Annotated in this window: 9 protein-coding genes; 4 read left to right on the top strand and 5 right to left on the bottom strand. The window is 57.5% G+C overall.

Annotation, left to right across the window (positions count from 1 at the left end; genetic code table 11):
- Window positions 1–179 precede the first annotated feature (179 nt).
- Entirely contained in the window at window positions 180–797 is a 618-nt protein-coding gene (locus AC2D8U_RS11035; RefSeq protein WP_484619105.1) for an outer membrane protein, read from the bottom strand.
- Window positions 798–1,193: 396 nt separating this feature from the next.
- On the opposite strand from AC2D8U_RS11035, the gene AC2D8U_RS11030 reads away from it, so the two are divergent.
- Window positions 1,194–1,688, top strand: coding sequence for a peptidylprolyl isomerase (locus AC2D8U_RS11030; protein WP_484619104.1), 495 nt, complete (start codon window positions 1,194–1,196; stop codon window positions 1,686–1,688).
- A gap of 651 nt (window positions 1,689–2,339) precedes the next feature.
- On the top strand, window positions 2,340–3,827 hold the full coding sequence (locus tag AC2D8U_RS11025; RefSeq protein WP_484619266.1) for a sulfatase-like hydrolase/transferase: 1,488 nt from the start codon (window positions 2,340–2,342) through the stop codon (window positions 3,825–3,827).
- Between the two features lie 174 nt (window positions 3,828–4,001).
- Here the strand turns inward: AC2D8U_RS11025 and AC2D8U_RS11020 are convergent, their stop codons facing one another.
- From AC2D8U_RS11020 to AC2D8U_RS11010, 3 genes are all read right to left on the bottom strand, one after another.
- A complete protein-coding gene (locus AC2D8U_RS11020) occupies window positions 4,002–6,737 on the bottom strand; it encodes a glycoside hydrolase domain-containing protein (protein ID WP_484619103.1) in 2,736 nt (911 codons plus the stop codon).
- A gap of 283 nt (window positions 6,738–7,020) precedes the next feature.
- Window positions 7,021–9,435 (bottom strand): alpha-N-acetylglucosaminidase, encoded by a 2,415-nt coding sequence (locus AC2D8U_RS11015; RefSeq protein WP_484619102.1) that lies wholly within the window; start codon window positions 9,433–9,435, stop codon window positions 7,021–7,023.
- Between the two features lie 551 nt (window positions 9,436–9,986).
- Window positions 9,987–10,760, bottom strand: coding sequence for a TIGR01458 family HAD-type hydrolase (locus AC2D8U_RS11010; protein WP_484619101.1), 774 nt, complete (start codon window positions 10,758–10,760; stop codon window positions 9,987–9,989).
- Window positions 10,761–11,940: 1,180 nt separating this feature from the next.
- On the opposite strand from AC2D8U_RS11010, the gene AC2D8U_RS11005 reads away from it, so the two are divergent.
- Window positions 11,941–13,176: a Rid family detoxifying hydrolase gene (locus AC2D8U_RS11005; RefSeq protein WP_484619100.1), complete on the top strand. Its 1,236-nt coding sequence runs from the start codon at window positions 11,941–11,943 to the stop codon at window positions 13,174–13,176.
- Window positions 13,177–13,850: 674 nt separating this feature from the next.
- Entirely contained in the window at window positions 13,851–14,231 is a 381-nt protein-coding gene (locus AC2D8U_RS11000; RefSeq protein ID WP_484619099.1) for a hypothetical protein, read from the top strand.
- Window positions 14,232–14,321: 90 nt separating this feature from the next.
- Here AC2D8U_RS11000 and AC2D8U_RS10995 read toward each other — a convergent pair whose 3' ends face one another.
- A complete protein-coding gene (locus AC2D8U_RS10995; protein WP_484619098.1) occupies window positions 14,322–15,107 on the bottom strand; it encodes a hypothetical protein in 786 nt (261 codons plus the stop codon).
- Window positions 15,108–15,442: the final 335 nt, after the last annotated feature.

Genomic DNA, 15,442 nt, shown 5'->3' with positions numbered 1-15,442 from the left:
GAAAAGCGAGACGCCTCCTCGCTTCAACCCACGACAGCAAGACACTCGGCTGAACAGCACGACACTCGAGTGCCCTCCTCTAACCCAACCTGAAAAATTTCAGGCACACAAAAGTAAGGCGGCAGAGTCTTTCAACTCTGCCGCCTTGGGCGCGAAGCAGGATGTCCGGGACTGTTCGGTTAGAAGCGGAAGTTAAACCCGAAGGAAGCACCGCTGAGATCAAACTCACTTTCGCTGAAATAGGACACATATTCGAAGGTCAGCGCAAAGTAGCGACTGCTGGAGAGAGTCACACCGGCCCCGTAGGAGAAATCGGTATTGCTTCCAGAGCCGTAGGAACCCGCGCTAACGCGGCCTCGCGTCACGCCCAGCAGAACATAAGGCGTAAAGGGCGAAGGGTTGGCGTATCCCCCCTTGAGGTAGCCTCCGAAGTAGTAATCCAGCTTGGCTCTCACTCCGTGGCTAGACCTGTCGGTATCCACATTGGTGCCCGCACGGCCCTCCAGCGAAAAGTAATCGTCGAACTGGTAACCGGAGATCAGAGTAACCGCCCCCGGACTGGCGCTACGCATATCACGATGATCGTAATCCAACCAGTTGTACTGGATCCCTTTATAAGAGCCCCGGTTGGAGTGCCTGCCATACTCAGGCAGCTGCCCGGCGTTGTTGTTCGACGCAATCACATCGCCATTGGCCGGTGCATTAACCTGGATGGTAACCTGGTTTTGACCCTGGGTTTGGGCCAATGCCGAAGTGCTGAGCAGGCCAAGCATAAAGAAAGGGAACAGTCTTTTCATGATCAGAGAATCGCGGTTCTAGAATGGGAAGGTCGGCCATTTTACCAGCAATATTCAAGCGTTTCTGTGATGCCATGAAACATTTTACTACCGGGAGAAACACTGCGCCCCAAGCTCTGCCCTCACTCCCCTGCGGAAAAAATGGCGCCCGTCGAAGTTGGACTTCGCCTGGACGCCTCAACCTTTGGCAAGGTGCCGTGTCCAGAAACGATACGCCTGCACTGAGTCAACCTTGCAGGACTCCTCTGCAGCATTATGCTGCCCACTCTGCTACCTTTGCCCCAAAATATCGAAAGCAGCGCTCAACCAGGCTAGGCTTGCGCAGACGAACGGCTTGCATCATCGCGATGCAGGCGTTTCCCCAATCCCATCTACCACCAACGAGCGGCAATCCAGATGATCACTCTGAGCACCAACGTCGGCGATATCGACATCGAACTCGATATTGACCGGGCCCCCGTCAGTTCAAAAAATTTCCTCAAATACTGTGAAGACGGCTTCTATGAAGGCACCATTTTTCATCGTGTGATCAAAGGCTTTATGATCCAAGGTGGCGGCCTGACGGCAAAAATGCGGGAAAAGCCAACCCGCAACACCATCGTCAACGAGGCCAACAAAGGACTTAAGAACCTGGTCGGTACCATTGCCATGGCCCGTACCGATGCCCCCCACTCCGCCACCGCCCAGTTTTTTATCAACGTGGCCGACAACCCCTTTCTCGATCATACCGCCACCACCAACGCCGGATGGGGTTATGCGGTGTTTGGCAAAGTCACCGCAGGCATGGACGTCATCAAAGCGATTGAAAAAGTGAAGACCACCACCATTGCCGGTCATGAAGATGTCCCCGTGGAGCCCATCATCATCGAAAAAGTAACGATCACCCCTTAACCTCTCAAGGGTATGGCCCTGCTCACCGTCAGCAGGGCCATACCCTAAGCATCAAGCCCTTGGCCGAACGCTGCACAGGGCACAATCCCTCCGTCATCGCCTCAGCCCTTATGGTCATCACACTGAGCCATACGCTTCGGGCTCTCCCACTTGCCCCGTCCAAAGGCCCCTGGCGCCGCCCCACTCGTAACAATAAGAGGTAGAGGCCAATCACAAGATCGGAGCCATCAAGATGAAGCGCCTCCTACTCGCTGTGACACCGGCGGAGCTTGTTTGCGAGGTGATCGCAGCGGCTGAGTGTTTCGCCCCCCTTTTCCTCTTCGGCACTAAGGCGCCTCTGTCCACTTGGCTTCCTTCCGCTGGCAGCAAGGACTCTGGCTTAACCGCCTTGAATGTGAAAGGTAGGGCTCATCATCGCCCCCAGCTCAACGCCGGCTGTTAAGCTCAAACTCAGCTCCCGGCGCCGCCGACCGGAATGTTTTCTCCTCACCCCCTGACAGATACCTGGAGGGCACTTGGTAAAAATAACGGGAGACAAACGACACGGTTCGGCCGGCAATGACGTCGACACCTTCTTTACGCGAACCCAATTCGGCCGCTAGGGTCATTTTGAACCCCCTTACCGATCTGGAGAGTACCCAATGAGATCCTCTGTTTACCTACTGCTTTACAGGCTGTAGCCTTTCCACCCCGGAACAAGCCACGGCCAACGACCCCCGTCGCCCCAACGTCGTCCTGCTGTTTTCCGATGATCTGGGCTACGCCGATACGGGTTTTCAAAATCAGAGTACCGACGTCGAAACTCCACACCTGGACAAACTGGCCGCCCTGGGTGCCTCATTCTCTGCCGGTTATGTCACCGGCACCGTTTGTGGCCCCTCCCGCGCAGGTTTGATGACCGGCCGCTACCAGCAACGCTTTGGTTACCACGATATTGTGACGGCCTACTCCCGTGATGCCGAGGTGCCCGCCGGTCTGGCTCTGAACACCCCGATCTTCGCCAACTACCTGTTTGATGAAGGCTACCGCACCGGCATGATCGGCAAGTGGCATGATGCCGATCCCGCCGAGTACTGGCCACACAATCGTGGCTTCGAGGAGTTCTTCGGCTTTAACAACGGTGCCGCAACCTACTATGTGGGTCCGATGAACGAAGCCAAGTTCGACTACAAGCCGGAAGCGGCCATGTACCGCAACGGCAAGCTGGAAGGGAACTTCGACGAGTACCTGACCGACAAGTTTGGCGATGAGGCGGTCGACTACATCGAGCGCCATAAAGAAGATCCCTTCTTCCTCTACGTGGCCTTCAATGCCATTCACAGCCCGATGGAGCCGCGTCAGGTCGACATGGAACGCTTCGCCCATATCGAGGATGAGAACCGCCGCAAAGCCGTGGCCATGAACTACAACATGGATGAAAACATCGGCAAGATCCTCGATAAACTGGAAGCCGAAGGCCTGATGGAAGACACCCTCATCTTCTTCCTGTCCGACAACGGCGGCAAGCTCAACGACAACTTCTCCCTCAATACGCCCCTGCGTGGCGAAAAGGGCAGTTTCTGGGAAGGCGGCATTCGCATTCCCTTTACCGCCACCTGGAAAGGCACCATCTTACCGGGCCAGCGGGTCGATGAGCCCGTCATCGCCCTGGATATTCTCGCCACCTCCCTGGCTGCCACAGGGATCGAGCAACAGCCACATTGGCAACTGGAAGGCGAAAACCTGCTGCCCCTGCTGACCGGTGAGCAGGAGCAACTGCAAGACCGCTTCCTGTTCTGGGCCAACTCCCGAGGCTGGGCGGTACGGGATCGCGACTGGAAGCTGTACAACGAGAACTTCCGCAACCAGCAAGCGCCGGTCCTGTTCAATCTCGGCACCGACATGGAAGAGCAACACGAGTTGTCCCAAACCCAGCCAGAACAGGCCGCTCGACTGCTGGCCGCCTACCAGGCCTGGGATGCGGACAATGAGCTGCCGCGCTGGGGCCGCAACCGCACCGAATACCCGCACTACAACGGCCACCTGGTTCTGGAAGCAAGAAAGAAGATCCCGCAGGACCTGTTGGATGCCGCGATGGCAGCCAATGAAGTGCGCCGCGCCAAGGCCCGCGCCACCATCGACGCCCTGGTACGCGACTAAGCAAACCAACCGGGGGCCAACACAAAGCGATCCCTGACGAGCCAAGATCGAAAAGACCCAGGCAGGTTGCCTGGGTCTTTTCGTTTCGCTACTGCAATGTGCGTCGCTTAACAGGGGGCAACGTTCGGCCCCCCTTCACATCACGTCACGCAGTCAGAGCCTGGCGCCACAGGATCAGGGGTCGATGCCCCACGCCTTGTTGGGCTCGGCACCGAGCCAGAGCTCCAAGACTCCGCCCGCGGCAAACGCTTCGTGGGAGAACCAGTAGGTGTTCAAGGGCTTGCCATTGAGCTTGGCCTTTTGAATGTAGGGATGCTCCGGGGCGTTGTTGTAGGTTTTGATGGTGAACATCTCGCCGTCATAGTAACGGGGATCCAACTGAATGCGGATCTCGTCAAACTCCGGTGCGGTCAGCTCATAGCGCGGCTGCGCCGAGGAGGTGCCGCGCAGACTGAACAGGCCCATCTTCATCAGTGCACTGACGCCGCCCATCTGGCCCTGATCCTCGTCGTGGCCGCCATAGCCGATATTGGGGTTAATGCCGCCGTAGGCCTGCTGGCTGACGCGACGCACCCAGTACTGGCTGAGCCAGGGGTGATTGACGTGGTTGAACACATGGGCACTGGAGAGCCCCGGCTGGTTGGCGTAGCTGATCTTGCCTTCGCCATAAGAAAAGACAAAATCAGAGCCCCTTTCGGTCTCAAACGCGTGGTTCAGCATCTGGGCCAGCACCTCATCGCCGCCCATCAGCGCACTCAGCCCGGGGATATCGTGGGACACACCAAAGGTGCCCTGCCAGTCGTTGGCTTCCATCCAGTTGCCCGACAACAGTTTCTTGTCCGGATCGTAGAAGCGTTTCCACTCGTGGGACTGGGCCATAAACTCGGCGGCGTCTTGGTCACGCCCCGTCTTCTTGGCCATCTGCGCCAGCGCCCAGTATTCGAAGGAGCCCTGCACCGCGATCCCGGCGTTGCGCATCTTGATGCGGCGCGGGTGGGTGCGCTTCATTGCGTCATAGGCCTCATCGGCGTCCACCTTGGTCAGCAGGCCTTTTTGCCAAGTGGCGGTGATCAGGCTGCTGGCCGGGTTGCCGGACATGATGTGGGTGTAGCCACCAGCAGACGGCCCCCGCGGCAAGGTGCGTCCATGGCGGGCGTACTCCACCATCGAGGCGGAAAACTCATCCATCACCTCCGGCCAACCCAGGCCCCAGAGAATATTGAGGTTCCACATGGTCAACCACAGCGAATCGGAGTTGTACATATGGTGTTTCGGACGGCCATCCTCGTCCAGCGGCACGCGCTGAACCGTGAGCGGCACGATCCCCCGCTCATCCCCCGGGCCAAAGTAGCTGGGGTATTCGCCGTTGATGTCGTCGATCTTGTGGCGACCCAGCAGCACATGCCAGAGATCGGTGTAGAACTTGATGCGGGTGTCTTCGCTGCCGCCTTCGACGGCAACCTTGCCAAGCCACTCGTTCCACTCGTCCCGGGACTCCTGCCGGACCCGATCAAAATCCCAGTGCGGCAGTTCCGCTTCGAGGTTTTTGCGCGCGTTTTCCAGGCTGGTGTAGGAGATCCCGATCTTCACCTTCACCTCCTCCCCGGCCTTGGCGTCAAACGCCAGCGCCACGCCCGCCCGCTCCTCGGGCACATCCTGGAACATATACTGGGTGATGTGCTCACGATGGTTGTCTTTGACGATGCGCCCCTCGGGCAGCGGATTGTCAAAGGATTGGATATCGCTAAAGCGCTGCTTGGGTCCGATCCAGCCGTCCATCCGCTCGACGGGGCGATCCAGCTCGATCACAAAGAACACGTGGGACAGTCGTGGCCCGCCCCACAGGCGATCGGTCATGCCGTGGGAGCCCTCCAGTCGGGTCGGCGATACCAGCGTCACCTTGGGATCGACATAGCTGGCCGCACCGACAAAGCCCCCCAGTTGCAGCAACAGATTGGCCTTGGCGTCCTGCTCATAGTTCAAACGGTAAAACGCGGCCCGATCGGTGGAGGTGTACTCCACCTGGGTCTGGTAGCGGTCGAGGAAAACCTTGTGGTAGCCCGCCTCGATGATCTCGTTATCGTGGGAGAACTTGGACTTCCAGCCCTGCTCGCCGAGGCGGGGATCCACCTCACCCGTGGTGGGCATGATGTTGATCCCGGACATGATCCAGTTGTGGATCTGGGTAAACCCCAGGATCTCATCGCTGTTGTAGTTGTAGCCGCCACCGCCCTGGTTCTTGTTGCGGGTGTACGGCGCGGCCGACACCATGCCAAAGGGGCGACTGCCCGGAGTGCTGAAAAACCAGCGACCCCGGCCGGATTCGATGGTGGGATCCACATGGGACACCCAGTCGCTCAGCTCAAGGCGCGGCTTAAGCACGGTCAGCGGGGCGCCGCTCTGGTGATACACCTCCAGCTCGGAGAGGCCGATCTGAGTCCCGACGCCGTCGACCACGTCCAGTCGCATCCACTCCACCGTGCGGGGTTCAAATACCAGCTCCAGGGGCGAGCCATCGTTGGGCACGGCAAACAGGTGCTCCTTGCTGCCATCGCTGAAAGTGAGCACGGCCGCCGCCATGTGCTCATCCAGCGTGGGGCGATCGTAGATCACCACGGTGTTGACGGTCTGCGGCTCGGGCCAGGTCAAGGTGACCGAGGGGTAATTGATCTCGCCGTGCCACTTGTTGGGGCTGCCGCCGATCCACTCGCCCTGGCCGTCCTGCTGCTTGATGCCATCGATCAGGGCCCGCAGGTGCTCGCCATCGCCGCTCACCTGAGCCAGCGGCGCCAGATTAAGCGGGCGATTCGGCGCGTCGGCCACGGCAGAAAGTGGGGCCACCAGCCCCAGGGTTAAGATGCACCGGCGCAACCATGGGCCGGCAAGGTGTTTATAGAGAGCTTGTTTCATAAAGCATTTTTAACCTTAGAAAAGGGAGAATACGGCGTGTTAAACACGCATTGTTGGTTCTGGGTTCTTCGCCCCGCTGCGCCATGAGCAAAAGGAAATGCCTTGGGCTCCTTATGGGCGGCCACCCTGTCCGCAGATCCCATGCCGGGCTGCCGCAGATCCGCATAACCGCCCCACTGACGGCACCCGATACGATCGCCCCGTAAAGTGGCGACGTTCACGGCACACCCGTCCGGAACAAAAATGGCGGTGGCCTGCGCCACCGCCATCTTGGGCTGATTGATTACATGATCTCCTCTTCCCGGATCTCCCGCTGCTTCTTGCCCTTGCTCCGACGCTCCAGCCACTTGTCATATCTGGGCGACTGCGGATAGGGGGTTCCCATGACGTCACGGTAGGGCCGGGTCTGCCGGATGTACGCCCCATCGGTGTACACCCGCTCCAACTGCGCACGGTACTTGGCATGCATCGCCTGGGCGGCCTCGACGCCGTTGGCAAAGACACTGGCGTAGTCGTAATCGCTGCGTTCGGTCCGGTTGATCCAGTCGATCTCCCATTCGGTCAGTTCGGCCAGGAAGGGGGTGGCACGCAGGGCATGACGATCCTGGGACAGCTCAACATCGGTATCCTGATAGGTGGTGCCCTCGATCAGGGTCTGACGCAGATGCGTGTGCAGCTCCCGCCAACGGGGCAGGTAGTAGGAGCCGATCAGCCCCTGCCACTCGCGCCAGCCGTAGTCCCAGGCACGCTCCATCTCCAGCGGTCCCCAACGGGTCAGCAGCATGCGGGCATTGCGCTCGAAGTGATCCGCTTCCGCCGGGCTGGCCGCACGGGCGCGAGCCCCTTCGATCCAGTGCTTCAGACGATACGGCTCGATGGTCCCGCTGACGTCATCCATATCCTGGATCGCCTCGAGGAAGGCCGCACTGGCCGCATCGAAGGCCGCAAGCTCGCGGCTATCGTAGGCGGCACGTAGCTGGAAGTGGAGTTCAATCAGATAGTTGGACAGCACTTGTCGGGTGATGTCGGCCGCATCGACATGATAAGCCGGGCTGCTCTTGAGCCGCTCACTGTCCTGCAGCAGGTGATCCCAGCCCTGGACGAACGCCAGCGGCTCATAGAGCACCTCAATTTTACACTGGGGCGTGGTCTTACGAACATCCAGTCCGGGGCGGGCAGCCACGATGGGATCGCGCTCCAACCCCTTGCTGCGCGGGCCATAAATGGTTTCCGAGAACAGTTGCCACGCCTTGTCGGTGGCCTCGGTGGCCTGACCGTAGCGGCGTCCGGCGTACTCCTTTAACCAGGTCGTTTCATCGGGCGCACGGTCGCGCCAAAGCAGATCGAACCAGTAGTTATAGTACGCCGGGTTATGCTCACTGCCTTCGTTGAACAGGCCCAGACCGGTGGAATCGTGCTCGCCCAAACGGGTCTGTTCGTAGCGCGCGGTGATCTCCTCGGGCACACCATGCAAGGCGGTACGGCCGCCAAAGCTGTGCAGGGTTCCCACCACCTGCTCGAACCCTTCGTAGCTCTGCCCCGGGTTGCCTCTCAGGTTCAGCAGCAGCACCCGCTCTTTGTCAACGTCGCGCAGCAACTCCATTTTCAGGCCCCAGGTCTGCTTGGCCCAGATCGCATCAGGGTTGTGCTTGCTGAACATCTCACTGACGGCAACCCCGACGGCGGCCATGTAGTCAGCGGTTTTGATCGCCGGCCGCCCTTCATGGAAAGGATCGCTGCCGTAATAGGTGGCGCTGCCAAACAGACGGTCGCTCTCCGCCAGGATATCGGCGCCCAGGCTGGCGAACAGCGGATCCAGCGGATCGACCTCCGCCAGATCTATGGTGCGCCCGGCCCAGTCGCCCTTGTTGCGGATCGCCGCCTCGGGGAACTTGTCGATCATGGCCATCGGCACATGCCCCGAGAAGCCCTGTAGGATCGGATCCATCCCCAGCGCGCGCTGGGCCATGAGGATCTGCTGACCCAGCTCCACCTGCTGCTCGATAAACTGATCACTGACCGGTCCACCCAGCCCTTCCAGGTTGGTCATCCACTGCCACGCGTAGTAGGGAGGCCCCACGAGGAAGCCTCGGGCTTCCTCGTCGCTGAAGCCGTACTTTTCTCGCAGGACATTGAACCAGACCGCCTCGTGACCTGTGATGGCCAGCGGCATATTGATGCCCTTGAGCGCCAGAAAATCGATCTCACGCTGCCAGCGCTCCCAATCCCAAAACGCCATGGTGTAGCTGTGGGTGCAGTAGTTAAACGCCACGCGCTGCTTGGCGACGGTGCGCTGGTCGACGATCTCTTTCGGCAGCGGCAGGACCTCAGGGATCGCCAGTTGATCCCCCAGCCAGCTGATGCTGATCCCCGTACTGTCGACCAGGTATTGGTGGACGCCGGCCAGGATCGCAACGCCATTATTGCCCCGCACCCGCACCTTGCCCTGGTGACTGTCGATGATGAATCTGTCATGGCCATCTTCCGCCGGCGGGATAATGCCAAGTTCAAACTGCTTGCCCAGCCCACTCTTGAGGCGCTCGATTACGCCATACGCGGCCTCCACCTGGGAGCTCGGCGTAACGGCGGGGGCCTGGTAGTCCGCGCCCAGTCGCTGGATCTGCTGAGCGGAATAGGAGGTGCAGCCGATCCCGACGCAGAGCGTGATCAAAGCGCCAAGCGCTCGAATTTTTATCATTTTTATCTTCCTTGGTGGCCCCCGGGGTTCATGGGACGATCCGGGGTTGTCTTCGTTGTTACGGACGTGCAAACAAACCGGAGGGAAATGGCGTTGCTCGATGTCGCGTTGCCGGCCCCGTGCGGTCCCGCCTACGAGGCGCTCGCGGGCTGGGCAGACACTGCGGCTCCAGCAGTGGCGCGCCGTTTCACAGGGCCCAAGAATACGCCAGGTCAAACCCGGCTGCCGCTCGAGTAACCTTGTTCTCAAACGTCGCCACAGATGCGTGTAAGACGATGTAAATTCACTACCTGTGCATGGCCCTGCGGTGCCCGCTGTATGAAGGTGTGGGGCGACAAAACAGGGCACCGTCCGGACACCGAACCCAAGCAGCACCGACGATCTCAGCCCCAGAGAACGGATATCTATCATGCATATAACCCGCACGCGCAACACCTTCCTTGCGCTTGGCTTGATATGAGCCGTCTCCGCCATGGCCCCTCCACAGCAGCCCGTGGGACAACCCCATAAGCCCGAAGGCACAGTCCTTAGGGCTTTTTAATGCTCTAGGCTTACAGCAAGGGCATCAGATCGGCGACGGAATCTATGATGATGTCAGGCTTTACCTTCGACGCCTCAGCCAATTCAGCGCGAAACTTGCCGGTTCGCACCAGCGCCCCCCGCAGACCGCAGCGCTGTGCGCCGCCGATATCGCTGTCAATATCATCCCCCACCATCAGGATCGTCGCTCTATCCAGGCCCAACGCCTGCACTCCCGCCTCGAAGAAGGCCGGTGCCGGCTTACCAATCAGGGTCGCCTCGACGCCCGTGGCGTATTCCAAGGCGGCGACAAAGGCACCGATATCCAGCCGCAGCCCCTCGGGAGTCTGCCAGTACCTGCCCTTGTGCAGTGCCACCAACCTGGCTCCCTCCATCACCCTCTCAAACAGCCGATTGAGCAGGGGGTAGTCCCAAGCCTGACCGATATCCCCGATCACCACCACCTCAGGCTCCGTCATCGACTCCGCGAAGGATGCGAACTCCTCACGAATGGCGTCGGCAACCACAAAGTCACCACAGCGGACTCCCAGCTGCTGCAGGTATACCCGAGCCGCAGCTGGGGTGCTGAGGATCACCTCCGGCTCGATAGCAAACCCCATCGCCTTGAGCTTATCCGCCAGGGCCTGACGGGAATGGGTAGTGGTGTTGGTGACAAAGCGATGGGGGATCTCGCGCTGCTGCAACTGACGTATCGTCTCGACCGCTCCGTCGATGACCTGCTCACCCACATACAACACACCTTCGAGATCGAGCAGAACTCCACCGAGTGGGATCTGTGCACTCATGATCTAACCCTCCTATTCCTCCAGGCGTTTCTCCACATCCTATGGATAGTGAAGCACACCCTCATTCAAGGATCAGCGTCATGGGCCAAACAACCTCAGAGTGATTGGAAACTCCGATCCCAAGCGTAAGATCTCCCGGCTTAGCCTGACCAATCGCTCTCGCTTTATGCCTGGTGCCATGATCCCCGATCTTGTTTTATTACATCACAGCAGTAAAAATTATCGCGCCATCAGCGCAACAGCGTGCGCCCCCACACACAGTTCACATTCCATTTACCTCCGGAATTGACCGCCGTATTTCTGACCAATACCGTAAATTTCTATTTAGGAGGCCTTTTATGTCATCACATATTGACGTGTTAAGCAGCGCTATACGCATGCATCAGAATGAAACTTTACTACGACTTTTCTGCCAGGATGCCTTGGGAAATGGGATCCCCGCACACGCACTGATCAGTACCATCGCGCTAGGTCGCGGACAGATCGGCTGCCCCAATTACCGCAAAACCCTGGGCGAGTTAATCGACGTTCTCGCAGCCTAAGGTTTCTGGGGCTGGGCAGCAGAGTCCTTGCAGCCCCTCCAGAAAACGCTGAGCCTCGCTGTGTTCATCCCAGCCTGTACGAATGGGCCACATAGGTAGCGTCAATGCGCCAACATAAACATACAAGCCCGAGGGGAGCAACTGGTCGCCCTTCGGGCTTTTTCTTGCTCGGTTATCGGCGCTGAACTGCGGCTGCCCCCAAGGTGCGCAGCCCTCTACGCCATGGCGGAGGTTTCCAGAGAGTTTGCGGCCAGCCCAGGGGGCTTCATTGCATCCTCCTTTCATTCGCAGTAATGAGGTCACGGCCCAACCATTCATCAGAAACTCTACGGATAACCCATAAGGCCTGAACGAAATAGGGATCATCAGGAACAAAGTTCACGGCATAAACTGGCTTAAAGTTCCCAAGGGATGCCCTGGTCAAGCCATTAACTCACTGACGGCATTACTTCTGAAGCAGACTGCGTCTGCCAATCAATCTGAGACTCTAGTGAAGTCACATTTGAAGATGTCTTGCAGTTACCATAAATAATTCAAACAATCTTACTTATCATTGCATCACTCCAATCATTCTCTAGAATGACAGCCTGTCAAGAATAATAAAATAATACCTAGCGCATAAAAGGAAGAATGACGACATGAGTGCCGACATTATAAAAGTTTCCAGAAATACAAAAAATGCCCCCCTAAGTTCTGTTTCCACACAAACAGTGGCTTTCTCCCACTACAACAATATTTCAGCGCAATTACCGGTTGATCCTGAAACGGGTAGCATCGTCGTTGGCAGTGTTAAAGAACAGGCAAAACAGTGCCTCACCAACATTAAGGCGATCGTTGAAAGCATTGATCACGTTATGGATGACGTGGTTAAAATCAACATCTTCGTTAAAAATATCGAAGACCTTGATGCCATCGACGAAATCTATCCTGGCTTCTTCCAGGGTGCGCTCCCGACACGCACGACAGTGGAAGTGGCAGCCCTGCCGATGAGCGATGCCCTGGTGCAGATGGATGCCCTGATCTCAAACGGTGAAGGCACGGCTCCACAGGCGCCTTGCGAACTGATCAAAGTCTCCAGAAGTACCGACAACGCCCCCCAGGGCCTGTACTCGCAAAGCGTCGCTTTCTCTCACTACAATAACCTCGCGGCTCAATTGCCGATTGATCCCACCACGGGTCAATTGATCGCCGGAGATGTGAAAGAGCAGACACAGCAGTGCCTGAATAACATAAAAGCCGTTTTAGAAAGTATCGACCACGTTTTGGAAGATATCGTTAAAACAACAATCTTCCTGAAAGACCTGTCGGACGTTGACGCCGTCAATGATGTTTTTGAAAACTTCTTCCCAGGCTATGTTCCCGCACGTACCGTTATTAGTGCGGCAGCCTTGCCTATGGGTGCACGGGTACAGATCGATACCGTAGTATCACACGGAGATGGTACACCGCCACAGCTCCCTGAAGATGCTCGTCTGATCGTGATCGAAGCCAATAATACGGACAACGCCCCCAAGGCGCCCTACTCGCACACGGTCGCATTTTCTCATTACAACCATATTTCAGGCCAGCTTCCTTTATTGCCAAAGACGAATGAAATCGTTGCAGGCGGCGTGAAAGAACAGGCCAAGCAATGCCTGAACAATATTAAGGCCATTGTCGAAAGTGTTGAACATGTGATGGATGATACCGTTAAGGTGAATATCCAATTGAAGAATGTTGACGACCTCGATGCCGTAAATGAAGTATACAAAACCTTCTTCAACGGCGATCTCCCCGCCAGAACCGTGGTCGGCGTTTCAGCTATCCCTATGGATGCGTTAATACAGATTGATGCCGTCGTATCCAACTGTGAAGGCACACCGCCACAGGCCTGATCGCGCCAGGGGCTGGGAGTGGCGACATAGGGAGCCCTTCCCAGCCCCTAAACCGAGAGATCAAAGCATATTATTTTGTTTTCGCTCATGGCCACGCAATGAGCGATGCTCACCGCCTCGTCCTCTTGCCGAGGTAAGGCATCCCGCCAGGGATTGGATCCCTACCCTGAATCGCTCATCCCCTCCTAGCCTGTCTGTTACTTACCGGACTCACCCTAAGCCCGCTTCGCAACCGGTACATACACAATCACGATACGCCTCCGCCCAATGAAAAGGGCCTGATCTCAGGGTCCGCTCACAATCCTGCGACTGAAACAGGAGCAAAGGCTTATCGGCCGCAACACAGGTGAATGCTGCGCCTCAGTACACTAAAAACAAAGGGAATAAAATTCAACGCTTTGCGCATTAAAACCGGTTTGATAGAGTCAAGGAATACCCAATCAAAACCCAACCCGAGCCATCGGAGTGCCTGACGCTCAGAGAGAAACCGGGTCGGAGTGAGGCTTGGCTGGCCACAGCAGCTTGGCGGTCTCTACGGCTCCACTTTGCTCCCTTGGGTCCCAAACAGGTCTAGAAAAATGCTAACAAGGCAACAAGAGCAGCGGATCGCCCTTGGCCGGCGATGGGCAAGGCTCAGTCGACTGGAAACCCGACTTTCTCGAATAATGGATCGGATGAGCACGGGAACCGTCTGGAAACTCGTCATCCCATCCATAGTGTTTGCACTGCTCTTCTATCCGGAGCGGCTTCAATACGGCCTTTTCATTGGTTGCACCATCTATCTCCTACTGGGCCTATCCCTCGTCGGAATTAACCTTGCGCTCGGTGAGTACAACTACCGCGTCTACAACCGGGTTTCCGATGGCTATCAAGCAACCAGGGCCGAAGGCGAGCACGCCTTCAACTCGGGTCTAAGCCCGGACGACTGCCCTTACGCACTCACTTGCGCCATACAAAAGAAACTCACCAGAGAGTGGTTACAGGGCTTTGAGCGCGCCGAAAAAGCGCAGGTGTCGGCAGAGATCACCCTTTTGCCGATAACAAAAGCCCAGTAACTCAGGTTCCTTGAGCCTTGATCTCAAGTTCCAATCCGAGTCGCCCCTTTGCTCGATGCCCTTGGTTGCCCCCCATCCCTGATGCAATGCTTATCGAGCCAGCGTCATCGATCTTTGTTCAATACGGCGCTTCCAGCGGCTCGCCACCCATTGCACCAACAGGGTATTGATCATGGCCAAGGCAAAGGTACGGGCCAGCCCCAGCTCCAGCAACAAAGTTGCTACCGTGAAATAAAAGACCGTCAGCGACAACAGGGTAAAGGTGACGTTCTTATAAAACAGCGTCACTGCACCTGTACCAAAGCGGGCATGAGTAAAACAGGCGATCACGATAATGGCGACCGGATAACAGGAGAGCATGCCGCTAAGCTCGGGACTCAAGGTTGCTGCCAGAGAAGTGACCACCAATACCAGTGCGCCACCGGATAGTGCCCTGTACAACAACTCGTTGCGAGCCGGACGAACCGTTACAGGGCCCAGCATGTGAGTATCGATACTCCACCAGGCCAGCAAAACCGCCATCAAGGCCAACACCAGACTGATGGACAGTGTGGGCCTGAACAAGGCATAGCTACAGGCCAATCCAGCAAAGATCAGTGTCGCTATCACTACACAGCCCCACCACGCCATCCGTCGCGCCAGGAAGGCATACACACCGCAGAAAACGGCGATCGCCGCCACCCCAAACACGGTCGCCCCGGCGGCCTGCGCCCCGTACTCCAGCCCGTACTCCAGGCTGAGTAACAAAATAATTGGCCCCGCTACCACGGGAAAACCAGCGGCAATCCCACTCACGCCCGCACCGTAACGCCTACCCAGCAGGGAGATAAAAACGATAATGGCCGGTACCAAAATCAACTTGAGTAACAACAGCATAGACGACTCCACAATGCCAACGCAGGCAGCGGAGCGTCTCACACTCAAGCCGCTCGACGCAAGATTCAGGGGGCTCAAGGGGTCAGAAGCTGAAAAGGCGATTCAAGGCGAAGTTCATGGAGCCATGAAACGCTGTAGCTGAGTAATTCAAGGGGTCCGGTTCAAGCGGTTCGAGGTTCAAGGCGAGGTTCAAGGGGTTCAAGGGGTCAGAGGGGTTCAAGGGGTCAGAGTTATTGAAACAACGCCCGGCAGATCGCCGGACGTTGAGCAAGCCATCGAAAAGATTAATAGCCCAAGGGACTCAAAGCGACCATCATCTTCAGAGCAATATCCCG

It is taken from the genome of Ferrimonas sp. YIN67 (genome assembly GCF_057219095.1).
The sequence above is the reverse complement of the archived record's forward strand: the minus strand, read 5'-3'. Positions and strand labels throughout refer to the sequence as shown.